The sequence below is a fragment of the Paraburkholderia sp. PREW-6R genome, assembly GCF_039621805.1.
Lineage (GTDB): Bacteria > Pseudomonadota > Gammaproteobacteria > Burkholderiales > Burkholderiaceae > Paraburkholderia.
This window is the reverse complement of sequence record NZ_CP155076.1, coordinates 211,651-237,719: the sequence shown is the minus strand read 5'-3', so window position 1 is coordinate 237,719 and position 26,069 is coordinate 211,651. Positions and strand designations below refer to the sequence as shown.

Genomic DNA, 26,069 nt, shown 5'->3' with positions numbered 1-26,069 from the left:
CGATGCCGAACCTTGGCCGCCGCGAGCCGTTCGCGCCGATTGGCCCGGCGCACGATCCGCAGAGCCTGTACCGTCAGATGAAGGACTACCTTGAGTGGCTTGCGGAAAAGAACTACTCGCCGCGCTCGGTGCTGACGTGGGAGCGGTATCTGAGGTACTTCGTGACGTGGTGTGATGAGCGTGGGCTGACGCGGCCCAACGAGATCACGCGGCCGATCCTTGAGCGCTACCAGCGGCACCTGTTCCTGAAACGCAAGGCGAACGGCGCGCCGCTGTCGGCGACGCACCAGGCGGGGCAGACGGTGCCGGTGCAGAAGTGGTTCCGGTGGCTCACGCGCAATAACCGGCTGCTGTACAACCCGGCCGCGGATCTGGACCTGCCGCGCAAGGAAGAAAGGCTGCCGAAATACGTGCCGACGCCCGGCGAGATGGAGCGGGTGCTGGGCATGCCGAACCTGGAGACGCCGACGGGGGTGCGTGACCGTGCGATCCTGGAGACGCTGTACAGCACGGGAATGCGTCGCATGGAGGTGATTGGGCTGCAACAGCGCGAGGTGGACTACGAGCGCGGCACGGTGATGATCCGGCAGGGTAAAGGCAGGAAGGACCGGATGGTGCCGATCGGGGAGCGGGCGCTGGCGTGGATCGCGAAGTACCGGGACGAAGTCCGCCCGGAGCTGGCCCTGGCGGGTGATGACGGCACGCTGTTCCTGACGGTGGCGGGGGAGTCGTTCTCGGACAACCGGATGACGCGGATGGTGCGGGACTACGTGCACGCGGCGGGGCTGGGGCCGATTGGCAGCTGTCACATGTTCCGGCATGCGATGGCCACGCAGATGCTGGAGAACGGGGCGGACGTGCGGTTCATCCAGGCGATGCTGGGACACGTCGACATCAAGACGACGCAGGTCTATACGCGGGTGAGCATCCGTGCGCTGAAGGAGATTCACACGGCGACGCATCCGGCGCGGCTCGCGCGCACGATGCAGAATCCGATCCTCAACGAAGACGGACCCGTCACGACGGCGGCCAGGCTGATGGTCGCGCTCGATGACGAGGCGGCAGAGGAAAGCGGCGAGTAAGCTCTCCATCCATCCCCACCGGCCGTTCCTGCCAAACCAGCTTCGGCATCCAGCCTTGGGCAACCAGTGCCTCTCCTTTAGCCGCCAGGCGGCTTCACAAACCTTGACAGTTTGACCGGCGCAGCGCGGTTAGACTCCGTGCATCCGCGCGCGGGAGACTGCTGCGCATCGCTCTTTAAAACGTTTCTGATTGCACGCTGGAAAAGTGCGTCGGGGCAAAAAATCTGGAAAGCAGGATCGCATCAGGACGTTTGCCGTTGCAAGGCCGCATGGCGTCAGGGGTTGCGGGGCGTGGTGAACGCGGGTCGCGTCAGGGGTTTTACAGACTGCGATTGAAGGTGGCAGCTTCCTGACGAACCTGAAAAATGATGCGGTCAGTAATGTCGCGGCGGCCGGGGCCTACGCGATCGGCAATGCCGGGATGGACAGCACGTCGATTCTGGCGCAAGGGTCCGTCGGGTATGACCTGGCACACGCGGCACTGGGATGTGCCGCGAGTGCGGCCGAAGGCACCGGATGCGCAAGCGGTGCGATTGGCGGGGCGATCTCGGCGGCGACGGCAAACACGATAGCCACAGCGGTAACGGGTGGGCAGGGCGTGGCGGACCCGGGCCAGCTCGCGGCGATCGTCGCTGCAACGACGTTGCTGGGTGGGGCCGCAGCCGGTTTGTTGGGTCAGAATGTTCAGGGTGCAGTGACCGCAGCGCAGAACGAGACGCTGAACAACACGTGTGCGACGGGCCACAACTGCGGCGAAGATCCGGAAAAGATCAACGAGCATACGTACACGCACCAGGTGTTGCCGCAGAGCGGTGGAGCAGTTGATGAAGAGCAGGCTGGCGAGAGTCTCGTAGTCGGCAAGGGAACGCCGCCTGCGGGTACGCCGTCGACGTTGTACCATTACACGAACGAATCGGGCATGAATGGGATTATCGACTCCGGATCGTTGAATCCGTCGTTGAAGGCCCTTAACCCGAACGATGTTCGATATGGTAACGGTCAATATCTCTCGGACATTTCGCCGGATACGCTGACCCCAGCCCAACTGTCGAGAGCCTTCATTAACAACCCGTTCCAAGGGGCTCGATATACAAACTTCGTTGCAGTTGACGTCAGTGGTTTGAATGTCATTCAAGGTCGGCCGGGTGTCTTCGTTATACCTAACGAGACGCCGCTTGATCTCACTGGACGAATAGTTGGCAGCGGGACGGTGAAGGGAAAATGAAATATTTATGCGTTAAGTGGATTCATGACCTTCCCTCGGAGCCGGTGTTCATTTACAGCGAAATCGACGGTAATCAGTGGGAACGTAGGAAGGTCGAAATTTATGCTGATGGACGCATGGGATTCGCTGATGCTTCCTGTTCGGTCGGTGGGTCGGGGCTGAGCAAGGAGCCGCTTCCTTCGTTGACGGAAATAGCGAGTGATCCGCAGTTCATTCCGGTAGAAATCGGTCGAGCAGAGTTTGAGAAAGTATGGAGTGCAGCTCTATTGCGGAGGCCAACTTAAAGTGTTCGCTGCAGCAGCAGCGATAGGCTAGCGCTGCCGGTTATTGCCCCCGACAGCAGCAGTGAGACGAACCCGGCCACGTGCCGGGTTCGTGCTTTATGGCGTCGGCGAGCGTGGCGGCGCTGCCGCCTGGTTTGCTCCGTTCCTCGGCGATCGCGTGCTTGATGCTCAGCCGCTAGAAAAGCCTTTTTGCGACTTCCCTGCGGGCTTCCTCGTTGCCGTGCATCTCCCTGATTCCGTCGATCGCGCGTGCGATCCACGCATCGACAATAACGCGATGTTCGTCGTGTTGCCGGACGGCCGGTGCGGGCGTGGAATTGGGTAATTGCCGGTGGTGTTTCATTCTGAAAGCCCCCTTGGATAGCTACACACATCACGCACGCGCCAAAGCGCTTGCAAAAACCCGGCAAACCCACGCCGTTACAGAAAGCGTGCAAAACGGGCACAGAATGGCCAACTGGGTGATGGCCTGCGGAAAAGCGCCCTGGATGTGCACTGAATCTTCCCCGAAGCCGCCCTGGACCTGCTTTGGATGTGCTTCGGAACTGCTTCGGAACTGCTTCGGGACTGCTATGGAACTGCTATGGAACTGCTATGGAACTGCTCCGGATGTGCATTGGTCGTGCATGGAGCTATCAAAAACGGGGGTGCCGGGAGGCACGTTGGATATGTAAACAGAAACGCCTACGCGTTTCCATTTCCATATCGTGCCCAAAGGGCTGCGCCCTTTGGAAACCGCATTGATCATGCGATGGCCGTGGGTTCAGTGTATTTAGAAAGAGAAAAACCGCCCCCAAACCCCGGCCCGAGCGCCGGGGTTTGTTCGTTAGCCGCCAGGGAGGCGGTGGGGTTTAGTGCTGGGCTTGCGCCAGCACGGCGTCGAGCATCTGTGCGATGAACTGCTGCCTTGCTTTAGGCAGTTGTGCGATGGCCTCGATCTGCTTCTGCCACTTCGGCGCGGGGCCGCGCTTGCGCGTCGTGCTGTCCGACTCCCCGAACAGATCTTCCAGCGAAACGGACAGGGCGCGTGCGACGGCGGGCAGTGCTGAAACCGGAATGCGCCTTCGCCCGACTTCATACGACTGGTAGGTTTGCTGCGTCAGACCAAGGCTCTGCGCGATTTGCACCTGTGTGATGTTGCGCGCCTTGCGGAACTGCGCCATGCGTTCGCCCAGGGCAACAAAAAAAGCTCGGTCGTCGTCGGTGATCGGCAAGGCTGGCATGGCTTGGGCGAATGCTTCGTGCGTGTGGACAGCCATGAAGATACCCCAAGGTTTGCAAATTGCCGTTGAGTATACGTCATTATGACGTATACTGAGATCGAGTTATTTCTTTTAAAACCCCCTTGACAGGTTTTTAGCGGAGAGCCGAAAACGATGCCTGCAATCCCGATCGCGAAAGAGGAGCTGGAGCGGCTTAAAAGCGAGGTGTCGCTCAAGCGCCTGATCGAGAGTCAGGGGCATGCGCTGGTGCGGCGGGGCCGTGACTGGGTGATGCGCTGCGTGTTCCATGAGGACGCGACGCCGAGCCTGGTCATCACCGAATCGAAGAACCTGTATCACTGCTTCGGTTGCGGGGCGGGTGGCTCGGTGCTGGACTGGGTGATGAAGACGCAAGGTGTGTCGCTGCCGCACGCGGTGCAGTTGCTCAGGCACGGTGCACCACTCGATGGTGACCGGGTGGGCGTGGCGCGTTCTCATGTACGGCCGCTTCCTTCGTTAGCCGAGAATGTGACGGAAGATCAGGCGTTGCTGTCGCGGGTGGTGGAGTTCTACCACGCGACGCTGAAGGAGAACCCACAGGGGTTGGCGTATCTGACGGGTCGAGGCCTGAATCACCCGGAGCTGATCGAGCGGTTCAGGCTGGGTTACGGGAATTCGACACTGACGTACCGGCTCCCGAAAAAGCACACCGTGGCGGGTCAGGCGGTGCGTGAGCAGTTGCGGCGGCTGGGGGTGTTGCGCGAGACGGGTTACGAGCAGTTGGGCGGTTGTGTGGTGGTGCCGGTGCTGGGTGAAGAGGACGACGAGGAGCAGGGCCGGGTGTGGCAGATGTACGGTCGCCGCACGGCGTCGGAGCACAAGCTGACGAAGGAGCAGCCGCGGCACCTGTATCTGGGTGCGTCGCTGCGCGGTGTGTGGAACGTGTCGGCACTGATGGCCGATCGCGAGATCATCGTGTGCGAGTCGCTGCTCGATGCGATGACGTTCTGGTGCGCGGGCTATCGCAACGTGATCGCGGCCTACGGCGTGAACGGCTTCACCGACGATCACTGGTCGGCGCTGAAACGCCACGGCACGCGGCGGGTGCTGATCGCGTATGACCGTGACGACGCGGGCAATTCGGCGGCCGACAAGCTCGCGGTCGAGCTGCTGGAGTCGGGCATCGAATGCTTCCGCGTGCTGTTCCCGAAGGGGATGGATGCGAACGGATACGCGGGCAAGGTGCAGCCAGCGGAAAAGAGCCTGGGGCTGCTGCTGCAACAGGCCGAATGGTTAGGGAAGGGATCGCGGCCGGGTGTGACGACGGTGGCCACGCCCGCGCCCCCGCCGGCAGCTAGAAAGGAAGCGCCTCCGGTCGTGCAGGCCTCGCCGTCGCCGCCGACGCCTGCTGTTGAGCCGGCACCGGAATCGACTCTGGCTGTTTCCTCTTTAGCTGCCACGCCTGCCGTTGATGAACCGCTGCAGCCAGAGTTGTCCACTGAGTTGCCACCGATCCCGGCGGCTGCGTCGGCGGCACCGGAGCCGGAACCGGTTGCAACCGAAGGCGCGGCGGGTGAGCTGCTGCTGAGCTTCGGTGAGCGGCAATGGCGGATTCGCGGCTGGCAGAAGAACCTCGGGCCGGACCAGATGCGGGTGAACGTGCAGGTGCGCAATGAAAACGGTTACCACGTCGATACGCTGGACGTGTACAGCGCGAAGCAGCGGGCCGCGTTCATCAGACAGGCGGCGTCCGAACTCGGCGCGCAGGACGACACGGTGAAGCGCGATCTCGGGCGTGTGCTGCTGAAGCTCGAGACGTTGCAGGACGAGGCGATCACGGCGGCGCTCGCGCCGAAGGACGCCGCGCCGCTGCTCGATGAGGTGCAGCAGCGTAGCGCGCTGGACCTGCTGAAGTCGCCGGATCTCGTTGGGCGGATCGTGGCCGACATGGAGCGCTGCGGGATCGTCGGCGAATCTGCGAACCTGCTGGCCGGGTATCTCGCGGCGGTGTCGCGCAAGCTCGATGCGCCGCTGGCGATCCTGATCCAGTCGACCAGCGCGGCGGGCAAGAGCAGCCTGATGGATGCGGTGCTGAACCTGATGCCCGACGAGGAGCGGATTCAATATAGTGCGATGACCGGGCAGAGTCTGTTCTACCTCGGTGAAACGGATCTGCAGCACAAGATCCTGGCGATTGCCGAAGAAGAGGGCGTGCGGCAGGCCGCGTATGCGCTCAAGCTGTTGCAGAGCGACGGTGAGCTGACGATTGCGAGCACGGGCAAGGACGAGACGACGGGCAACCTGGTGACGAAGCAGTACCGCGTGAAGGGGCCGGTGATGCTGATGCTGACAACGACCGCGATCGACGTCGATGAGGAGTTGCTGAACCGGTGCATGGTGCTGACGATCAACGAGACGCGCGAGCAGACGCGGGCGATCCATGCACGGCAGCGGGCCGCGCAGACGCTCGAAGGGCTGCTGGCCGGGGCGGATCGCGAGGCCATCACGGAGCTGCACCGCAATGCGCAGCGGTTGCTGAAACCGGTGCACGTGGTCAATCCGTTCGCGCACCTGCTGACGTTTCTGGATGACAAGACGCGCATGCGCCGGGACCACGTGAAATACCTGACGCTGATCCGCTCGATTGCGCTGCTGCACCAGCACCAGCGGGAGGTGAAACGCGTGCAGCATCGCGGCCAGACGCTCGACTACATCGAGGTAACGCGTGCCGATATTGCACTGGCGAACCGCATTGCGCATGACGTGCTGGGCCGCACGCTCGATGAGCTGCCGCCGCAGACGCGGCGGCTTCTGACGTTGCTGCGCGGCTGGGTGAAGGCGCGGTGCGAGGCGCTGGAGGTGCGGCAGGGGGAGTTCCGCTTTACGCGGCGTGACCTGCGCGACATCACGCGCTGGGGCGATTCGCAACTGAAGCTGCACCTGTCGCGGCTGGTGGAGCTGGAATATGTGACGGCCTACAGCGTGAGCCGTCGCAGTGCATCGGAATACGAACTGGTTTACGACGGCGAAGGGGATGAGGCTGCCCACCTGTGTGGGCTGATCGACCCGGAAAAGCTCACCATTGACGGCGAGTGGCCGGGGCAAGGTGTCGAGCAGCCGGAGCATGGCCGGGGCGTGGTCGGGGTGCAGCCGGGGGCTGGCCGGAACGAGCAAAGCCATGTGCCGTAAGGCGTTGATGGCGATTGTGCCGGATCTGCGCAAAATGCGCTTCTCCATGCGAACGGCGCTGCCCTCACGCCCCTGTTAGCTGCCGGTGTTCGGGGGTAGGCGATGCCGAACCTGGGACGCCGCGAGCCGTTTGCGCCGATCGGCCCGGCGCATGATCCGCAGAGCCTGTACCGTCAGATGAAGGATTACCTTGAGTGGCTTGCGGAAAAGAACTACTCGCCGCGCTCGGTGGTGACGTGGGAGCGGTATCTGCGGTACTTCGTGATGTGGTGCGATGAGCGGGGGTTGACGCGCCCCAGCGAGATCACGCGGCCGATCCTTGAGCGCTACCAGCGGCACCTGTTCCTGAAACGCAAGGCGAATGGGGCACCGCTGTCGGCGACGCACCAGGCCGGACAGACGGTGCCGGTGCAGAAGTGGTTCCGGTGGCTCACGCGCAATAACCGGCTGCTGTACAACCCGGCAGCGGACCTGGACCTGCCGCGCAAGGAAGAGCGGCTGCCGAAATATGTGCCCACGCCTGGCGAGATGGAGCGGGTGCTGGGCATGCCGAAGCTTGGGACGGCGACGGGGGTACGGGACCGTGCGATCCTGGAGACGCTGTACAGCACGGGGATGCGTCGCATGGAGGTGATTGGCCTGCAACAGCGCGAGGTGGACTACGAGCGGGGCACGGTGATGATCCGGCAGGGTAAAGGCCGGAAAGACCGGATGGTGCCAATCGGGGAGCGGGCGCTGGCGTGGATCGCGAAATACCGGGACGAGGTTCGCCCGGAGCTGGCGCTGGCGGGTGACGACGGCACACTGTTCCTGACGGTGGCGGGGGAGCCGTTCTCGGACAACCGGATGACGCGGATGGTGCGGGACTACGTGCACGCGGCAGGGCTGGGGCAGATTGGCAGCTGTCACATGTTCCGGCATGCGATGGCGACACAGATGCTGGAGAACGGGGCGGACGTGCGGTACATCCAGGCGATGCTGGGTCACGCGGACATCAAGACGACGCAGGTGTACACGCGGGTGAGCATCCGTGCGCTCAAGGAGATTCACACGGCGACGCACCCGGCGCGGCTCGCGCGCACGGCGCCGCAACCCGCCGACGGCGAAGACGGGGTGCCTGCGACGGCGCTGGACCTGCTAGTCGCGCTTGATGCCGAGGCGTGGGAGGAGGGAGAGCCGGACTGATGCGGGTTATGCGTCGGGCGTGAGCAGGTCGCGCTGTCCGGGTGGGGTGGCGGGCGGTTTGCGTTCGCGCTTCGGCTTGGGGTAACCCGCCCGGTTGAGGGCGCGGGTGACGGCGACCAACTCGTTCCAGATGGCATCGGCCTGTGCGGGAGTAAGCAGTTCGGCGGCCGAGTTGATGGCGACGACGAGTTCGGCCAGGCGGCTGTGGGCCGCGTCAATCGTGTGGCGGTGCTGGGCGTGTTCCTGACGGTCGTGCCGGACGGAAAGCCAGCGTTTGAGTGCAGCCTGTTCGTCGCCGGAGAGCTGCGCGAGCAACGCCCGTGAGGGCCCATCGTCGCGGCGGAAAGTACCGATGAGCTTCTGGCGTGTACGGGGCGAGTCGGGGTTGCGCTCGGCGCGAATCAGCTTGACGGAGTGACCTTGTTCGCGGATCAGCATGGGGCGGTTCGCGAGTGATGGAGCGAACAGCATAGCGTGCGGAGGGCGCGAAGATAGAGAAAATGCGAAGCCAGCCTGCCAGCCGTGGGGCTGGCTTTTTTATGCCCGGTGATGGGAGCGTCAGGGACAGCGGCGGGGCGATATCGACACAAGCCCACTTCCTCGTTTCTCCCGGATCGGGAGAAACGCCCGCCATGGGCAGGTGACGGCCCATTCGACAGTTAATAAAAAATCATAGTTAGCGCAAGTCCGGGTGCTCTAGAATCCGGCGCAAACGCGCTGGAGGACCAACCACGGCGCATTGCTCTTTAAATAAAGTCGCTGACGCGCTGGAAAGGTGCGTCGGGGCAAAAAATCCGGAAAGCAGGATCGCATCGGGCCGATTGCTGTCGCAAAGCCGCATGACGTCAGGGGTTGCGGGGCGTGGTGAACGCGGGTCGCGTCAGGGGTTTTACAGACTGCGATTGGCGGCGGCAGCTTCCTGACAAACTTCCGCAACAGCACGGTGAGCGATATGGCCGCCGCCATCGCGTATGGGATCGGCGACAGCACGGATTCCTACACCGCACAAAACATCCTTGAGCACGCGGCACTCGGTTGTGCGGCATCGGCCGCTGTAGGAACAGGATGCGCGGGAGGCGCGGTGGGTGCAGCGGCCAGCGCGGTCATTTCGCCGCTGCTTGTCTATGCTGCCGCAACCAGTGGCGCAGACCTCCCCGTCCAGCAGGCTTTCGTAGGGTCGTTTTCCACGGCGGTGGGCGGGATTGCGGCGGCGCTCAGCGGTCAGAATCTACAGGCGGGGGAGACCGCCGCGCAGAACAACGCGCTGAATAACGACCTCTAGCACAGCGACAAGGTCGTCCAGCTGATCAACAAGGCGCTGGCGAGCAACCACACGCTTGCTTCCCAGTACACGCCGGATCAGCTGCTGAAGGCCGCGCAGAACGTGTATGGCGGTAACGGCGGTCCTAACGGCATGCGCGTCTGGAACAGTCTCGCCGATGCGCAGGCTGGCACGGCAGCTCGCGGCACGACGTTCTACCAGGACGCCGCAGGCCAGTACGTCGAACAATGGGCCGTGCCGGCAGGTGCCGAGGATACGGCCCGTAGCATTGTTGATAACGCGAAGTACAACTATGGCCCGTCGTACGCCGATGTAACGAACGACAATCTGGGTCAGCTGATGTCGACGTACATCGGCAAATACGGTGCTGATTCGTCGAACTTCCAGGGACCGGGCGAGGCAGCCGCAGGGTTAGGTCTGGCCGGTAGCTTGCTGAAGCAGGATACGTCCGCTGCTGACGGGATCGTTTTGGTAAATGGGCGAGTGCCGATTAACAGCAAGTACGCGGGGCAGTTGTATCCTTCCGACGGCCTTTCGCCCGAGCTCCAGGCAAAATATCCAAACGGGGTTCAATTTACGCCGCAAGGATTTCCCAACTTCTCGCCATATGCGAAGGCGGAGGTCGAGGTTGACGGCTTAACCGGCAACTACGGCACAGACGCGGCGATGGCTAACCAAGCTGTCGGTTTGCCATCAACCCCGCAGGGCTACGTTTGGCACCACGTGGAAGACGGCAATACGATGCAGTTGATACCGCAGGACCTACACAATGCGGTAAGGCATACTGGTGGTGCTGCTGTAATCAAAGGAGGAAATTGATATGCAAATCAAGCTGAATTCTGCGAGCGCTGCGCCTTCTGACGAACTCGTCGCGAACGTGGAGGCGGCACTTAACCTGAAGCTGCCCATGGACTACCTACACTCTCTTAAAGAGATCAATGGCGCAGTTCCGGAGAGCAATATGTTTGATATTCCGGGCGGGAATAACTCAGGGGTGAATCAATTCATTCTTCTTGATCGCGTGCCATACGAAGCTCACCTAGTCGAGCTGCATGGAGTCAGCGCATTCTTGCCGATTGCGTATGCCGAAGGTGGGAACTATGTCTGCATCTCGGCATCGGGGATGGAAATAGGCAGTGTTTATTTCCTTGATCATGAGATACCCGGACTCGCGGCTCTCACGAAACTGGCTTCTTCAATCAGTGAGTTCCTTCAATTGCTGCGCCCTTCCCGCTCGGACGATGTCAAGCTCAAGCCGGGACAGGTCAAGCGGGCGTGGATTGACCCGGATTTCTTCAAGTGATCGTTGAGATATGTTTGACCTTTTTTCGTCAGTGTTCAAAGTCGACGGAGACGGCGCTGTCGCAACCATGCCGACTGACAGCGTTGCACGTGACCCGGATATTGTTGCCTTGCGTGCGCTATTTGCAGGCATGTCGTTTAATCGCGGTTTGTATCGTGTGCTAGAAAACTCTGTAGCAGGAACGATTCAACGAACAGTCGGACACGCATTTCCGGCGCTCGCCGCGCGCATCGAATGTTTTGGTGTCGACTGGCTCGGCCGTGTTTTTTCTGCTGATTCGGGGCGCAGGATCGATGGCAAATCTGCCGTAGTAATGCTTGAACCAGGCTCAGGTCAAGCTCTTGAGATGCCTTGCCATGTGACTTCATTCCACGATGAAGAGATATGTGAATGCGCGGACGCAGCTCTCGCGGACGGATTTTCCAGAAAATGGCTTGCCTCCGGGGGAGCCTCTCCGATGGTAAGTCAATGTGTCGGATATAAGCGACCGCTTTTTCTTGGGGGGCGGACGAGCTTCATAATCTTGAACTCACAGACCTCGACGTCTACTGGACGCTATCAGCCCAGATGATCGCTCAGCTCAGCGGCGTCCCCACCGGAACGAGCGTTAAGATCTCGAAATCTCCTGACACTCTGAAGTAATCTGGCTGGCTCGGCGGAGATTCGAGTGTTATTGAGAATATAAAATAGTTATACTAAGCAAAATAACGTAATGAAAAGCCCCCTATTCCTGTCCGTTGCGCTGCTTTTCGCGACAGTGACCACTGGCTGCTCGACCGTCAGGACGCAGCCCCTCACGCATGAGAACGCGGCGAGCATCCATTCCATCACTGTGATCCAGCACCGTGGCATGGAGGAATATCGCACGCTGATTGTCTTCAACCCCGCGATGGCCTTTGGCCTGATTGGTGGCATGGTGGCCGCAGCCGACATGAACGCCAAATCAACTCGACTTACGCAAGCACTGGACCCGGCCCGAACTCGGCTTCAGGAGAGGTTGGCCACGCAGCTAGCGGAAGGATTGGCGCGGGACGGCTATGCCGTCGACACGGTCGCGCTTGACTCTCCCAAGGATGCACCGGCGGGTGCGAAGCCGCCTGCAGACGATCTGCCGAAGAACCTGAATGGCGATGCTGTGCTGAGCACCACGATGACGTCCGGGTATGTTTCCGCCGGGCCGGGCATGCCCTATGTGCCTAGCGTACGTGTCAACGTGATTGCCAGGCGGCAGGCCAGTGGCGCCGTGATTTACCAGAACACCTATGCCTACGGCTACACGGTAGGCGAATCTGATCGGGCCGTTCATCTCGATGCCGACGCGAAATACCGGTTCGACAACATCGACGCGCTCGTCGCGAACGCAGACGAAGCCCGCGAAGCACTGGTGACCGGGGTGAACGCGATCGCCGAACGCATCGCAACGGATGCCAGAAGAAACTGAAATCGGGGAAATCTTGAAAACAATAAAAGCTCGGAAGGGCACTTCGCCCATATGGCGCTGGACGGCACTGGCTGTCGCCGCGAGTGGGACCTTTGCGGCGATGGGGGGCACCGCTTCGGCGGCCGGCATCGTCGCCGACGGTGGTACCGCGACATCCGTTTCAACTGGAGCGAACGGTCACCAGATCGTGAACATCGCACCAGTAACCGGTGGCGTATCGAACAACACCTATTCGTCGTTCAATGTCGGTTCGGCAGGCGCGGACCTGAACAACACAGGCATCAACGCGCGTACGATCGTCAATCAGGTAACAAGTACAAATCCGTCGCTGATCCAGGGTGCGGTTAGTGTGCTGGGTCCGCGCGCGAACGTCATTCTGGCCAATCCGAACGGCATCACGGTCGATGGGGGCAGCTTCGTGAACGCCGGGCACGTGGTGCTGTCCACGGGGCAGGTGAGCTTCAACGACCTCACGCTTGCGCCCGGCGTTACACAGCGCAATGTCGTGCTGACGACGAACGGCGGGACGATCACGATCGGCGCCGGCGGTCTGTCCGGCACGCTCGTGAACCTCGATCTGATCGCAAAGCAACTGGCCGTGAATGGTCCGGTGACAAACAGCTTTACCAGTTCGACGGGAGGCATCCGCGCGATCGTTGGCGACAGTACGAACACCTACGACACCAGCTTTTCCCCGAGCGATAACGGTCACGACTGGCTTGTCAGTTCCACGTCACCCAATGCCAGCAGCACCGGCTTCGCAGTGGACATCACGGCGCTGGGCGGTCTGACAGCGGGTCGTGTGCAACTGATCGTGACAGACCAGGGCGCGGGCGTGCGCAACCTCGGGCAGCTCTACGCGAGCGCGGGCGATATCGTCGTATCGGCCAGCGGCGATATCAGCGCGTCCGGCGGCTCAATCAAGGCCGAGCACGACGTCGATATCGCGACAACGGGCGCGCTGTCGCTGACTGGCGCACAGATGAGCGCCGCAAACAACGTGACGGTCCACGCGAGCAGTATTACGCTGGCCGACGGCGCGACGGGTGCAACTGCAGTGCCGACCGCGCTCACGGCAGGCAACGCAGTGAATCTGACGAGTACAGGCGATATCAGCAGTACCGGCAGCCTGATTCAGGCCGGGAATGTGGCATCGAGCGGAACGGCTGCTGCTGCCGCGACAGGCGGTGACGTGACGCTCTCGGCCGGCGGCAGCATCAGGAATGCATCGAGCCCGGCGAACCTCGGGATCATCTTCGCAGCCAACGGCTCGACGGTGCTAAGCGCGCAGGGCGACATCACCAACGACAACGCGCGTATTCTTGCTAACCAGTCCGTGAGCCTCACGACGCAGGGCGACGTGCTCAACACGATCGATCACACAGGCGGCACCAACGGTGGCCAGCCGGTTGCGTATTCAAGCCGCGGCGGCAGCTTCCTTTTCTTCACCCACACGACGAGCGGTTTCGGCGTCGACTACGGCACCGTGAGCCAGCCAGACCAGCTCGCGTACATTGCGGCAACCAGCGGTCCGGTCACGATCTCGGGGCGCAACGTCACAAACGAAGGCGGCATCATCCAGTCAAATGACGCGGCCGTGAAGATCTCGGCGCAGCAGGCGTTCACCAATGCGGCCGTGTTTTCCGGTCAGGCCAGCTATTCGCGCGGCTGCTGGATTGTCTGTTATGCCAGCGCATCGAGCAACGTGACGCCGTATGGCGGCACGATCCAGCCCGGAACCGATATCTCGATTTCCGCTGGTACCGTGGCACGCAACGTTGGCGGCAACGTCTTCGCATTGGGTAACATTGACGTCAGTGCACCCGTCACCTACGCGCAGGGCGTGACCGGCTATTCGGCGCTTAATCAGGACCGCGGCTTCAAGGCTTTCTTTGGCAGTAGCTGGGCGCAGATCATCGCGGCTGACGTGGGCGGCGGCTTCACGGCGAACGGACTCGTTACGCTCACCGGCGAAGGCGTGATCGATGGCGGCTATGTCACCGGTAGCAAGGGTGTGTCCGCGACAGGTGGTCTCACGACCATACGCGCGCCGGGACGTACCCCCGTGCAGATCGGCCAGCATCTCGGGCTCACCACATGGTGGTGGCGCTGATGCGGAAGTCTTCCAGAATCGTGCGTCGGGCGGTACGTCTGGCGCTGCTGCCCGGTGCGCTCTGTGGACTCCACCTCACTCCTTCGCAGGCGCAGACTGCCGCGCCCGGTCCTGTGCCTTTTCCGGCCGCGCGACCGGTGCAGGATCCGGCGCAACAGCTGATCGACCAGCAGAAGGAGCGGGCGAGACAGCAGGAGCTGAATCAGCCGCCCCCGTCGATCGCGGTACCAACGACAGAGCAGACGCTTGACGTTCCCCCCGGCACACCGGTCGACCAGATCGACGAGAGCGGGCCGACTTTCCGGGTCGATCACATCGAGGTGAGCGGCAACACCGTGCTGGCGCAATCGAAGCTCGATGTGATCACGGCGCCGTTCGTGGGCCAGAAACTGGGCTCCCACCGTCTGGGCGTGCTCCTGAAAAGGCTCACCGATGCGTTCGTGTCGAGCGGGTACGTGACCACGCGCGCCTTCCTCGGGCCGCAGAACCTTGAATCCGGCACGCTGAAGATTACCGTCCAGGTCGGACACGTGGAGCAGTACACGGTCAATGGGCAACCTGTTCACCGGCTGAAGAAGGATGAGCGCGCCGCGGGCGGCGGCTGGCTCACCGATGCCGGCTACGAAAACGCCTTCCCGATCGCGCCGGGCGACCCGCTGCGGCTGGAGGATCTCGACCAGGGCGTCTCGCAGATCAACCGACTGCGGCGCAATCAGGCGGAGGTGCAGATCCTGCCGGGCCAGAGTGCGGGGGATTCGATTGTCGCGATTCGAAACCAGCCCGGCGATCGCGTCTACACGACACTCGGCGTCGATAACTATGGCAGCACCGCCACCGGCGTGACGCGGTACCGGGCGGGGATCGAGGCCGACAACCTGATCGGTCTGCAGGAGTCGGTGAGTCTGAATTTCATCGACAGCCTCGACAGCAATGCGCTCGTTGGTTCGGTCGCGGTGCCGTTCGGCCGCCATACGTTCAGCTACACGCTGTCGGACTCCGAATACCAGCAGGTGGTCGGCACAACGGCGCTCGTGTACGGCCGCACGCTAAGCCATATCTTCGGCTGGAACTACACGGTTGGCCGCACGCAGGCGGACATCACGAATCTTGATGCAACGTTGTCATGGCGGCGCACCGATCGGGAGGTCAACGATATCGACTTCAATCCGCAGCATCTGGCGGTGTTGAGAGTCGGCGGCAACTGGCTGCACAAGTTCGTGCTGAACGACGCGCCAGGCAATGTCACGCTCGATGCGGGCATTTCGCAAGGCCTGCCGTGGCTCGAGGCCGATCACGATACGCAGGGAGCCGCGCGCGGTGACGCACACAGCCAGTTCACCAAATTGGATGCGACCGCGAGCTTCACGGTGCCGCTACCGGAAATCCGCGACGCGGTCTTTGCGTATCGGGGCGTGATCGGTGGCCAGTACACGAACGTAGCGTTGTACGGCTCCGAACAACTGTATCTCGGCGGCATGGATACCATCCGCGGCTTCCGTTCTGGCGAGATCGTTGGTGACCGCGGGCTGTATTCGCGTAACGAGATCGCATGGGTGAACGCGCCGGCGTGGAAGGACGGACGCATTGAGCCTTATGTGTTTCTTGACGCCGGCAAGGCGGGTCTTGTCGCGGCATCAGGCTTTCCGACACTTGCAGGTGTCGGCGGAGGTCTGCGCGCGCAATGGCAATGGCACCAGCAGATCCTGTCCGGCGAGGTGACGGTCGGTCGGGCGCTCACTCAACCGGCCAGCCTGGGTCCGAAAGCGACTCTCGTGCTGGCTACGGCAAACTGGAATTACTGAGAAAATCATCATGAGAAAAACCACCTCCCACCTGGGTACCACCGTCAACGCGCTATGCGTGGTGGCTTTCGCTTCCGTATCGCTGAGCGTCGCGATGACAGGGCTGGCCCGTGCAGACGATGCGAACAGCGCCGCCAGTCAGACCGGCGCCGCGATCGTGCATCCCTTCGGCATGCAGGCCGCGGGAACTGGCGGCTTGCCGCAGGGTGTCGTGGCCCTCGTCAATGGAGTCGATATTTCTGTTGGACAGCTCGATAACGCGCTGCAGGCTTCGCGACAACCGGATACGCCGCAAGTGCGGCAGGCGCTCAAGGACCAGCTGATTGCCCGCGAACTGTTCCGGCAGAACGCCGAAAAGGCGCATTACGATACGAAGCCCGAAGTGCAGCAGGCGATCAACGCGGCGAAGGTCAATGCTGAAACGCAGTTGTACCTCAAGGACAGCATCCATCCGGAGCCTGTGACCGATGCGCAGGTAAAAGCGCGCTATGACCAGATCGTCGCCTCGCTTGGCAAGGAAGAGTACAAGCCCCGCGTCATTGCCGTGACCGACGACGCAACTGCGACGGCAGTGCTGCAAAAGCTCAGATCTGGCGCATCGTTTGATGCGCTCGCCCGTCAGTACAGCGTGGCACCGAGCAAGGCGTCGGGTGGCGAACTGCCGTGGGTCAGTTTCAGGACGCCGCTCAGTGAGGGCAATACGCAGGGCCTGCCGCTGGCGGTGGCGCAGACGATCACGCAGTTGCCGGCCGGCGGCGTCACGCCACAGCCAGTCGTGACTGGTCCGGCGGCCAATGCACCGCGTGTCATCCTGAAGCTCGACGCGAAGCGGCCGACGCAGGTACCGTCGTTCGATCAGGCGAAGGACACGATCCGGCAGCAGTTGCAGGCGCTCGCACTGGAGAAAGCGGCCGCGCAGTTCACCGGCGACCTGATCAAGGGTGCAGCGATTACGCAATAGGTCGCGCCCCTCAGGAGCCCGCATGAAAGCCTTCACGATCTCCGGCAAACCTGAATCGACGAACCTCGCGCCACACGCGAATGCGGACGAAATGACGGCATTCCTGCAGCAACATGTGGCGCAGTTGATGTCCCCAGGGTTTCGAACCGCTGCCGACGTGCCCGCGGTGCGGGAGTCAGAACGTCCGGGGCTGATTCATGACCCGGCAACGCGCCGGTCCAATGCCGTATTTCATGTGCCGCTCATGCGTTTGCGTGTTCGACCGGATCACTGGCACGCCGCTTGCGGGCGCATTTACCGTAACATGGTCTATGAGTTCATCATGTTGCTCCCCGAGCCGATCAGTCTCGAAGAAGCCGGCGGATACTGGCACACCTTAAGCCAGCGACGCGCACAGTTTGCTACCGGACCCCGACCGCGACGCCTGGAAATGGCGGACTGGACTGGCAGTCCGGCGATACGCCGATGCGCTCGCGGCCAGCACGAAAACGCGCGAAGGCGGAATGCTATGGAGCGACGGGCCTGCAACGCTCAAGCATGTACGCGCGCACCTTAATCGGAGCCGCCTTCTATTGCGGCGCGGCGTTGACCACTACATCCAGTACATACGCGGCTGGAATGCCCTCGTGCCCCTGTCGGGAAAGGAGCGTGCTAGCACTGATCGACCAGGTGCGCAATCGGTCGGTTGTGTGACAGCTGACACTTCGGCCACGCTCACGCACGCGCCCGACAGTTTGAGACGCTCGCGCTGGCTCAACTGTCGGAGCAGGGAAAGGCAAACCAGGCGCGCAGTCATCGCTTCGCGCGTCAGAAGGCGAGCGTCCCGATGGCAAAAGGCGGTATCGGAAAACAGGCAGGAACAGGGCGGACTATGCACTGGACTGGCGTTGCGGTACAAGAGGTAGCACGCGCCGATACGCCATTGAGTTGTCTCACGGCGTGCAGGGATGCCTGCCGGGCGGTTCTGTAGCGCTGTGAGATAACCTCTTTGGGCAGCTATCGACGGCGGAGCAATGCAAGGTGCTGGCGTCTCGCGAGCTGGCTGTCATAGTCTGACACCGACGTCTCGCGGGCACCTTGGCTTTTGGTTGACCGATTAACAAGCTCCTCGGTGGCCACATCTGCGAATTACGCAACGGAGGCTAGTGCAGCCCCGCATACCAGCATTAAATGCGTGCTCCGGCAAGTCGCAGGCGTGCCGAGGTAGAAGCCCGCTATTTTTTCCGAAGCCGGCTGTAAGCTTGCGCCCCTGCCGCTAACCGCTAACGGTCGACAGTGCGTGTCATTTGGGCCCCGCTAACACAACCGTTGATGCGAGGAGCGGCTGCATTCAGATCCGGTCGTCGAACTGGCGGTCCCGGTCAGGAAGCGTGGTTCGCCTCTGCCTGCACTCCGACGTACGAACGGCCACCTCGGTCTACCAATGGACCTTCGCACGGTCTTTTATGTCGACACGTCTTTACGGCGACTAACCGCGTTTCAAGCTGTGTACAAGAGGGAGAATGGCATTATTTTTGGGTCGCTAAGTTGACGAATGGGATCGCTGCTCCGGACCACTGGCTCGGAAGCTGGCCGTTCCACTTCTCGACAGCTTTCAGCGCGACGTACTCCTGTCCGCCCTGTTGCTGGATCGCCTGAGCCTGAATCGCAATAGCCTTTGCATTACCCTCGGCTTCAACAATCTGTTGCTGCGCTGTCACTCTCGCGGTTTCTAGCTGTTGCTCAGCAGTCAACCGGTTCTGGCCAGCGACGACCTTCTGTCGCACCGCTTCGGCGAATTGCGGATCAAAGTGGAAGTTCTGAACATTGATGTCAGACACGATGATCCTGTATTTCGTGAGCTTTGCCTGGAGCTTCTGCACAATGTCCTGCGATACCTTCGCGCGCTGTGTCACAAGCTGTTCAGCCGTGTATTGCGACGTCTCGGCTTTGAACGACTCGTAAAGTGCCGGAACAATAAACTTCGCCTCGATGTCTGCATCGTCGCCGAAGTTGTTGTAGACGTACGGCGCGTGGACCGGATCGTATTCATAGTTGACCGTGATGTCCTCAAACACCTCCTGCAAATCGGCCGTGCCACCTTCCGCCTTCGTCGCCGTTGCACTCTGGAAACGCACATTGAAGTCGATTACACGGGCAAGCGGGTTTAGAACATGTAACCCCCCTGAAGCGGCTGTTCCTGGACGTCACCGAAGACCTTCACAACGCCACGATGACCAGCAGGTACCACGTGCACCGAACACAGGATCACGAACAGGACTGCAACGACAGCACCAGCTACCCCCTAGACTTCCATTACCAGGTTTCATTGTGGCTACCACTTTTTTGACTCGGACAGCGCCCTTCGCCGGGCGCACGCCTAATATACTTCCTGGCTATCCCGAAAAGATGACTAGAAATGAACATTGACAAAAGCTGATCCCTACCGAAATGGTAGCTTTGGTGTGGGTCACCGGCGCGGGCGCTGCTCCAAACGGGGCGCCCGAGTCCGTAGGCGCAGATTCTTTGCGGAGGTCGCTGCTCGCTGTTCAGGCATCAGCATGTCGAGGCAAAGCTGCGCCTGTTCGGATTGACGTTTATTGGTTCGTTGACAGGCGGCTTCCCAACGCACCCCTGTTGTGCGATGCATGCACGGTTTTATACAGCTGCGCCACGTTGAACCATCCGCTTTGACATGGCGTGCAATAACGTTTGGCATGGCGCGTTGACGTGAGACTGGCGCGCCGGGCTATCATGTCGTTGGCGTCAGATCCAGGCGCCAATTCCAACACTGCCACAAGCAGGACACGGAGACACCATGCCAGACAGAATGACAAAAGACAGAATTCTCGAACTCATGAAACGCGGCCGTTCGTATAGCGCCGTACACATAGCCAACCATTTTGCTGAGCCGTCGCACCGGGTGCGTGCACTGCTGCTTGAGATGGCTCACGAAGGATCGCTTCGGCTGATCCGAAGGTCGTGGCAGGAATTGTTTGTACTCATCGACTCCCTGCACGAGGAGGTCTCGCCGGCCGCTAGTCCGGTCCTTGTGTGCGATCCCCAGCAGCCTTCCGCATCGGATGACCGGGGTGCCCGCAAAACGTCGCTATCAGACTATGACAGCCAACTGACGAGACTTCAGCAGCTTGCATTGCTCTGCCGTCGATAGCCATGTGAAGAGGCTGTCTGACAGTGCTGCCGGCCTGCCCGGCAGGCGGCCCTGCGGGCGGCCCGACAACTCAATGGCGAGTCGGGATTGGCTCGTCTTACCTCTGGCACCGCAACGTTAGTCCAGCCCGTAGTCCGGCCCGTTCGGGACATTTAGTCACTGCACCGCGTCCGCAACCTGCTATTGCGGGACCGCATCGCGCAGATCAATCAGATTCGAGGCTGCTGGCTAAACACGATGTGGTCATCGCGCGAACGCCTCTGAAAGTGCAGACGCAGTTTCCCGCAATTATCGATAACGAGCCCAATGACTAGGCCGGCCCGGGCGAAACCTGACACGCAGCAACCTTTAAACTTTGAGGTAGTCTTACGCATATGTCTAAGCCCAGCTCTGACCTGGAACCTGTTGAAGTCTGATCCAGCGCCGCCAGCGCTCTGTCGAGGAGAAGCTTGCGATAGTGCGCGAGACTTTCGAACCCGGCGCAACCGTATCCGGAGTTGCCCGTCGCCATCAGGTTAATGCAAACCAGTTATTCGGCTAGCGCGAGCTCTATCAGGACGGAAATTTGTCAACAGTCAGTGCCGGCGAGCAGGCGGTGCCCTTCGTCGCCGTCGGGCTTCGTAACACGGCAAGCTTTTTCATACCGGTGACCGCAGCGTTGACCTACATCGTCGTTTCCAGTTTCCCCGTGTAATTGCGGAATGCGCAGCCGGTAGACTATTTGAAGCCCGCATTTTTACGCCTTTGTGGGAAGCAGATTCTGTGCTTCCTGCCGCTGCCCCCGCTGTCTGGGCAGCATCCGGCTAGACGCGGTATCCCAACTTTTCCGACACTCAACCAGCCGCTGGATTGTGGCAGGCGACTCATTCGATTGCGCCTGTATGCCCGTATGCCCTGCGGTCGATGCAAATGCAGGTGTGGCGTTCCGGCTCGTAACCGGTCTATTGCCAAGCGGCGGTCCTCACCCGAACGTCGCGAATTTAGCCTTGCCGACTGCTGCTTACCGCACGGCGGGTCCCGATTGTATGATCGCCGTGCGGAACGTTGTTGTGGGGCGTGGGCAGAGGTTTCTGCAGGTCGCAGATTGCGAACATTAGAATGGAGAAGGAGCATGGGTCTGACGGTCGAATGGGTGCTGATAAATCTCGTCTTCCCTGTCGCCGTAGCTCCGGTCCTTGTGTCTCTCGCAAGTGCGTTTCTTGCCCTGACGCCCGATCAGAAAAGGAACACGCGACTTCTGAGGACGGTTCAAGAAGGGCAGCTCGGCTGGGTATCGCTCGCATGGTCCGCCGCCGCGGTATATCAGGCTTGGGACTACCTCGAACATCATCAGAACTTCTACAGATTTGTTTCGCTCGTCGGACCCGCTGAAGGGCTGTTGGTGCTAGCTGGCGGGTTTATATCTGTCGGCGGCACAATGGCTGCTTCAGATGAAGCTAGTAAGCAGAAGAGATACGCAATATGGAGTATTGTGACTGCCTGCGCCTCCGGTTTTGTGTGGGCGGTGGTGCAATTCAAAACCACGTAAGGGGCCAGTAATGGCTGACGAGCCTCTTGTTGAGCATCTACTCGATCGCCTGACCGCTCTCGCAGTGCGGGAAAACGACGATCGGTCGGAATTGGTCGCCTCGGTTCTGGCTCGCATTCGGGAACAGACTGGTGCGGGCGACTTTGATCATGCGCTAGAAAGTGTGACTTACGTCAGGGAGCTGTTGGAGGGTCATCCGCCTCTTCCCTTCAGGTTTTCGCGGGACCGCGACATAGAGGCGCTATCGTTGCTGCAATTGAATTTGCGGGCGCTATCATCGGCGCAACGGTTGCTCACGCCCGCACCGACGTCCGTTGCTGATGCGACAGCGTCTTCGCGCGTCGAGCACACCACACTTTTGCATAATGCAGTATTTGGCCAAGTCGATCCGGACCCGAGAGGCCATCTTGCCGATCTTGCGAAGCTCTGGACGGAAAACGCCGAACGGCGGGATAGTGCGAACTTGACGACGCTCGCCGAGCCACAGGCAGCGCATGGAGTTGTAGCTGCACGTCATGTGCTGACTGACGTCGACGCTGGGGAGCCGGTTGCTGCGTCGGCATTTTGGGACAGTGCCCGTATGGGTATGGCGGCGGGAGGCCTGTCATGTATTGCCGTCGTTATGGCGGTAGCGGCATTGGTCATCGCCTAACCGCACTTAGGTCATTCTTCCATGCTGCGCTGCGAAAGTTGCTTTGAAGTTGGCCACCTCTACAGGTCAGGCCGCGGCCCGCAGAACCGTTTAGACGGTCCTGACCCGGTAGGCGCCTTGAGTATTCAGGTATTGAAAGCAGCCGGCCGCGGCTTTTTCAAGCGCATCATTTGCATCTTTTCTGTGTACGGAAAATGTGCCGTTTTTTCGCTGTTTCGATTGCACCAGGCCCTTCGCGACGATTGAAAAAACGCCGGACCACTTGCGTACCAGCATTAGGCCGTTCTGATGAATTTTGCGACGGTCTATGTGTGCGGACAGGATGCGTTCGTCAGGGACGTGGGAACACATCGTCACATCGTCCGGGGCAAAGGCATCTTCACAAAACGCCACATTTTCCTCACATTCAATACTGCGGAGGAGGGCAGCTCATAGGTCAGGCGCCTGGGGCGGGTGTTCGAGGCCAGCATACTCCCGAGGCCCAAACACAGCGATAGAAGAGCAAGAGAAGCTGTACGTTGAGGGCGCTCTTTCTACTCCCGGATCGGGATTGCGCCATGCCTGGTCAGTGTCTTCGTGATCAACAGCGGCGTCGCGACATCTGGAAATGCTTACTTAGCCTGATCGGGAAGGTCGCACTGAGCAACCGAGGCCGCAAGATGGCATCGTATCCGTCCAGTCCTCCGTATCTGACAGCATCTAGCACACTTCATTAATGACGCAGCTTTGCGTGGCATCGTGCGGTTTCAGCAATTATTGTTGGAAGCCCGCTAAATATTAAGAAGTAACCGTTTGGATGCGACGAACTCCAGGCGGTGTATCGGGCGAAAAATTTGTGGGAATAGCTTGAGAATGTCGTTTTCCGCGCTCGCCGATCTGTCATACCTAGGGAAGGGCAAGCCAATTGAATAATTCAGAACGTCCTACCCGCCCGCATAGTGACCCTTGAAGAGAAAACCTAAGGAGGCTGTCATGCTTGCGAAAAATGCGTTACCTGTTAGCGCCGATGTAAAAATGACCCTGGCGCCGAAGTAAGCCTGACCCACCTGGGAGACGATGGCGGCTTTTGCCGCCGATGCTGACTCAGGAGCAAGCAGTGGAAATCAAGGTATTGGCCCGGCGTGGGACGGCGGTGCGCGAGATAGCGAGGCAAACAGGTTTATCGCGCAATACTGTGCGACGCTATCTGAGGAACGAGCAGGCTAGCCGCTACAGCCAGCGTGAGCCGCGAGCAACGAAGCTCGACCCGTTCAAGGACTATCTGCTGGAGCGCGTCGCCGCCGCGCGGCCGCACTGGATTCCGGCAACGGTTCTGCTACGCGAATTGCAGGAAGCTGGATACGAAGGCGGCATCAGTCAGCTCAAGGCGTTTCTGGTGCCCCACAAGCGTCCCGAAGTCGAACCGGTGGTGCGCTTCGAGACTGCGCCCGGCAAGCAGATGCAGGCCGATTTCACCGTTATCCGGCGTGGACGCGAGCCATTGCTCGCGCTGGTCGCGACGATGGGTTACAGCCGCGCGAGCTTCGTGCGGTTCACCGCGCGCGAGGACGCCGCGACGCTTTGCGAATGCCTGCGCGAAGCGCTCGTGTACTTCGGGGGCACGCCGGAGCATGTGTTGTTTGACAACGCGAAGTCCGTGGTCATCGAGCGCGATGCATTCGGCGAGGGCCAGCATCGGTGGAATACGCAGTTGCTGGCGCTGGCGGAAACCTATGGGTTCACGCCGAAGGTGTGTCGTCCGTATCGCGCGAAGACCAAGGGCAAGGTCGAACGGTTCAACCGCTATCTCAAGGAGAGCTTCGTTGTGCCCCTTGCCGCGACGCTCAGGTCGTCAGGGTTGAAGCTGGACGTTGGGGCCGCCAACGCGCACATCGGCCGATGGCTGTCAGAAATTGCCAACGTGCGCCGTCACGCGACGACGGGTGAGCGTCCAGCGGTGCTGCTTGCAACCGAGCAGGCGGCGCTTCTTCCGTTGCCGACGCAGGCACCTGCGCTCGCTGTGCCGGACAACCGCCGGGTGCTGCCACGCGAGAGCCTGCAACACCCGCTGGCGGTCTACGACGCGTTGCTGGAGGTCGCCGCATGAATCTGCAACATGAACGGATTGCCGCGCTGTGCGTGCAACTCAAACTCGATTGCATCGCTACCGACTGGGCGCCGCTCGCACAACGCACCGCAACGACTGATTCGAGTATGGCCGACTTCCTTGAACAGCTTCTGCAAGCGGAGCTCGGCGCGCGCGAGCAGCGCAAGCGTCAGGTTCTGACAAAGCTGGCGGCGTTGCCGGGCGTCAAGACGCTTGAGCAATACGACTTCGCCTTCGCCAGCGGCGCGCCGCGTGCGCAGATTCAGGAACTGGCGAGCCTGGCGTTCATCGAGCGTGCAGAGAATGTCGTGCTGCTCGGACCATCGGGGGTCGGCAAGACACATATTGCGACCTCGCTTGCGTATCGTGCGGCGCAAGCGGGCATCAAGACGCGGTTCATCACGGCCGCCGACCTGATGATGCAACTGGCCGCCGCGCGACAGCAGAACCGCTTGCGGGAATTCTTCAATCGAGCGGTCATCGGACCCAGGCTGCTCGTTATCGACGAAATCGGCTACCTCCCATTCGGACGCGAAGAGGCAAACCTGTTCTTCAATGTCGTCGCGAAACGCTATGAGCGCGGTTCAGTCGTCTTGACCAGCAACCTGCCGTTCACGCAGTGGGCGACGGCCTTCGCTGACGACCAGACGCTGACAGCGGCGATGCTCGACAGGCTTTTACATCACGCTCATATCGTGCAAATCAGCGGTGAGAGCTATCGATTGAAGGACAAGAGAAAGGCGGGACAAACAGGTACGCGGGCAAGCGCGAAAGCAGCCGGGTGATACAGGACCCGGGTGGGTCAGATTTACTTCGGCGAAACCTCCAAATGTGGGTCAGGTTTCAGTCGGCGTTGACAGTTACCAATCCTAACGATCCTGCTTGCGGCATGCGAGCCATGTATGGCTCAGAGCGAGCCAGTGTTCAGAGTCGTGACGGTCCATGTTGACAACACATTGAATGGGACAACTATTCTCGACCATGTAAATGACTGTCTGAACAACAATCTATGCGCTGGCGTCGTCAAACAGGCATTGCAGTGGGCCGCGAGTGGCGGGGACGGTGGCGATAGCGGAGGGACTAATACTGGCGATGGAGCAGGGATCGTGGCAAGCGCTAAACCTGTAGTAGCTCAGGCGTCCGTCGTTTCTCAATGGCATAAGGGCCAGGAGTGGGGTCACGTTTTCGCACTACCAGCCAACTATGTTTTCTGCCGCATCCATATCGAGTCGGGCTCCAAGGTTCCCAAAAACGGGGACCGCTCGCCCCATATGTCAGTTGGGGTGGACGGAAATCAATTCAGCGACTACTTCGTAACGCCAGCGCAAAATAACGGAGCCAGGTCCTGGATGGAGGCTACATATACCGTCACAGGCGTGCGAAGCGACTTGGCGGGAAAATACCGGGCGAACGGGCAGTGTAACGCCAGCCCAACGCACCTGGTTGTTTCGTGCAGAGGATCAGGACCGGGCTTTCAGCACGGGGAAATACCCTGCACACAGTTTGATAACTAAGAGCGTTCTGACTTCGACACAATGGGCACATCAATGCTGTTGCCGGGGAAAGCGGCAACTGGGCTGGAG

General features: G+C 60.8%; 21 protein-coding genes and 4 pseudogenes. 21 read left to right on the top strand and 4 right to left on the bottom strand.

Features of this window, described 5'->3' with window-relative positions:
* Window positions 1-2 precede the first annotated feature (2 nt).
* The 5 genes and pseudogenes from xerC (AAGS40_RS30205) (at window position 3) to AAGS40_RS30185 (ending at window position 2,916) form a co-directional block, all read left to right on the top strand.
* On the top strand, window positions 3-1,082 hold the full coding sequence (xerC, locus tag AAGS40_RS30205; protein ID WP_345817677.1) for a site-specific tyrosine recombinase XerC: 1,080 nt from the start codon (window positions 3-5) through the stop codon (window positions 1,080-1,082).
* Between the two features lie 316 nt (window positions 1,083-1,398).
* Window positions 1,399-1,611: pseudogene (locus AAGS40_RS30200) on the top strand (DUF637 domain-containing protein); the annotation flags it as partial.
* Window positions 1,612-1,680: 69 nt separating this feature from the next.
* Window positions 1,681-2,307, top strand: coding sequence for an HYD1 signature containing ADP-ribosyltransferase family protein (locus AAGS40_RS30195; RefSeq protein ID WP_345817842.1), 627 nt, complete (start codon window positions 1,681-1,683; stop codon window positions 2,305-2,307).
* Window positions 2,304-2,591, top strand: coding sequence for a hypothetical protein (locus AAGS40_RS30190; protein WP_345817676.1), 288 nt, complete (start codon window positions 2,304-2,306; stop codon window positions 2,589-2,591). The genes AAGS40_RS30195 and AAGS40_RS30190 overlap by 4 nt, the downstream gene beginning before the upstream one ends.
* A gap of 91 nt (window positions 2,592-2,682) precedes the next feature.
* The gene (locus AAGS40_RS30185) at window positions 2,683-2,916 is read left to right on the top strand and encodes a hypothetical protein (RefSeq protein WP_345817675.1); all 234 of its coding nucleotides are present in this window, start codon (window positions 2,683-2,685) and stop codon (window positions 2,914-2,916) included.
* A 526-nt stretch (window positions 2,917-3,442) separates the two neighbouring features.
* Here the strand turns inward: AAGS40_RS30185 and AAGS40_RS30180 are convergent.
* Entirely contained in the window at window positions 3,443-3,850 is a 408-nt protein-coding gene (locus tag AAGS40_RS30180) for a helix-turn-helix domain-containing protein (RefSeq protein ID WP_345817674.1), read from the bottom strand.
* Window positions 3,851-4,018: 168 nt separating this feature from the next.
* Here AAGS40_RS30180 and AAGS40_RS30175 point away from each other — a divergent pair, with 168 nt between their 5' ends.
* Window positions 4,019-6,982, top strand: coding sequence for a toprim domain-containing protein (locus AAGS40_RS30175; protein WP_345817673.1), 2,964 nt, complete (start codon window positions 4,019-4,021; stop codon window positions 6,980-6,982).
* Window positions 6,983-7,084: 102 nt separating this feature from the next.
* Window positions 7,085-8,167 (top strand): site-specific tyrosine recombinase XerC, encoded by a 1,083-nt coding sequence (xerC, locus tag AAGS40_RS30170; protein WP_345817672.1) that lies wholly within the window; start codon window positions 7,085-7,087, stop codon window positions 8,165-8,167.
* Between the two features lie 6 nt (window positions 8,168-8,173).
* Here xerC (AAGS40_RS30170) and AAGS40_RS30165 read toward each other — a convergent pair whose 3' ends face one another.
* Window positions 8,174-8,605: a hypothetical protein gene (locus tag AAGS40_RS30165; protein WP_345817671.1), complete on the bottom strand. Its 432-nt coding sequence runs from the start codon at window positions 8,603-8,605 to the stop codon at window positions 8,174-8,176.
* A gap of 448 nt (window positions 8,606-9,053) precedes the next feature.
* On the opposite strand from AAGS40_RS30165, the pseudogene AAGS40_RS30160 reads away from it, so the two are divergent.
* From AAGS40_RS30160 to AAGS40_RS30120, 9 genes and pseudogenes are all read left to right on the top strand, one after another.
* Window positions 9,054-9,449 (top strand): annotated as a pseudogene (locus AAGS40_RS30160) (DUF637 domain-containing protein); the annotation flags it as partial.
* 132 nt (window positions 9,450-9,581) lie between these two features.
* On the top strand, window positions 9,582-10,268 hold the full coding sequence (locus tag AAGS40_RS30155; protein ID WP_345817670.1) for an HNH endonuclease: 687 nt from the start codon (window positions 9,582-9,584) through the stop codon (window positions 10,266-10,268).
* Between the two features lies 1 nt (window position 10,269).
* Window positions 10,270-10,752, top strand: a complete 483-nt coding sequence (locus AAGS40_RS30150) for an SMI1/KNR4 family protein (RefSeq protein ID WP_200564034.1) — start codon at window positions 10,270-10,272, stop codon at window positions 10,750-10,752.
* Window positions 10,753-10,762: 10 nt separating this feature from the next.
* Complete coding sequence (locus tag AAGS40_RS30145) at window positions 10,763-11,323, top strand: DUF1851 domain-containing protein (RefSeq protein ID WP_345817669.1); 561 nt, start codon at window positions 10,763-10,765, stop codon at window positions 11,321-11,323.
* A 141-nt stretch (window positions 11,324-11,464) separates the two neighbouring features.
* Window positions 11,465-12,193, top strand: a complete 729-nt coding sequence (locus AAGS40_RS30140) for a hypothetical protein (protein ID WP_345817668.1) — start codon at window positions 11,465-11,467, stop codon at window positions 12,191-12,193.
* A 100-nt stretch (window positions 12,194-12,293) separates the two neighbouring features.
* Complete coding sequence (locus AAGS40_RS30135) at window positions 12,294-14,306, top strand: filamentous hemagglutinin N-terminal domain-containing protein (RefSeq protein WP_345817667.1); 2,013 nt, start codon at window positions 12,294-12,296, stop codon at window positions 14,304-14,306.
* Window positions 14,306-16,108 carry a ShlB/FhaC/HecB family hemolysin secretion/activation protein gene (locus tag AAGS40_RS30130; RefSeq protein WP_345817666.1) on the top strand — a complete coding sequence of 601 codons (1,803 nt, stop codon included), beginning with the start codon at window positions 14,306-14,308 and terminating at the stop codon, window positions 16,106-16,108. The genes AAGS40_RS30135 and AAGS40_RS30130 overlap by 1 nt, the downstream gene beginning before the upstream one ends.
* A 10-nt stretch (window positions 16,109-16,118) precedes the next feature.
* Window positions 16,119-17,069 carry a peptidyl-prolyl cis-trans isomerase gene (locus AAGS40_RS30125; RefSeq protein ID WP_345817665.1) on the top strand — a complete coding sequence of 317 codons (951 nt, stop codon included), beginning with the start codon at window positions 16,119-16,121 and terminating at the stop codon, window positions 17,067-17,069.
* A 22-nt stretch (window positions 17,070-17,091) separates the two neighbouring features.
* A complete protein-coding gene (locus tag AAGS40_RS30120) occupies window positions 17,092-17,625 on the top strand; it encodes a hypothetical protein (RefSeq protein WP_345817664.1) in 534 nt (177 codons plus the stop codon).
* Between the two features lie 952 nt (window positions 17,626-18,577).
* On the opposite strand, the pseudogene AAGS40_RS30115 reads toward AAGS40_RS30120, so the two are convergent.
* Window positions 18,578-19,222, bottom strand: a pseudogene (locus tag AAGS40_RS30115) (prohibitin family protein); the annotation flags it as partial.
* 1,410 nt (window positions 19,223-20,632) lie between these two features.
* On the opposite strand from AAGS40_RS30115, the pseudogene AAGS40_RS30110 reads away from it, so the two are divergent.
* The 3 genes and pseudogenes from AAGS40_RS30110 to AAGS40_RS30100 form a co-directional block, all read left to right on the top strand.
* Window positions 20,633-20,821: pseudogene (locus AAGS40_RS30110) on the top strand (transposase); the annotation flags it as partial.
* A 510-nt stretch (window positions 20,822-21,331) separates the two neighbouring features.
* The gene (locus AAGS40_RS30105; protein ID WP_345817663.1) at window positions 21,332-21,748 is read left to right on the top strand and encodes a hypothetical protein; all 417 of its coding nucleotides are present in this window, start codon (window positions 21,332-21,334) and stop codon (window positions 21,746-21,748) included.
* A gap of 10 nt (window positions 21,749-21,758) precedes the next feature.
* Window positions 21,759-22,400 (top strand): hypothetical protein, encoded by a 642-nt coding sequence (locus AAGS40_RS30100; RefSeq protein ID WP_345817662.1) that lies wholly within the window; start codon window positions 21,759-21,761, stop codon window positions 22,398-22,400.
* Between the two features lie 90 nt (window positions 22,401-22,490).
* On the opposite strand, the gene AAGS40_RS30095 is transcribed toward AAGS40_RS30100, so the two are convergent.
* Entirely contained in the window at window positions 22,491-22,793 is a 303-nt protein-coding gene (locus tag AAGS40_RS30095) for a hypothetical protein (protein WP_345817661.1), read from the bottom strand.
* A 682-nt stretch (window positions 22,794-23,475) separates the two neighbouring features.
* On the opposite strand from AAGS40_RS30095, the gene istA reads away from it, so the two are divergent.
* Window positions 23,476-24,486 (top strand): IS21 family transposase, encoded by a 1,011-nt coding sequence (gene istA / locus AAGS40_RS30090; protein WP_345817659.1) that lies wholly within the window; start codon window positions 23,476-23,478, stop codon window positions 24,484-24,486.
* The gene (istB, locus tag AAGS40_RS30085) at window positions 24,483-25,271 is read left to right on the top strand and encodes an IS21-like element helper ATPase IstB (RefSeq protein ID WP_345817658.1); all 789 of its coding nucleotides are present in this window, start codon (window positions 24,483-24,485) and stop codon (window positions 25,269-25,271) included. Before istA ends, istB begins: the two co-directional genes overlap by 4 nt.
* Window positions 25,272-26,069 lie beyond the last annotated feature (798 nt).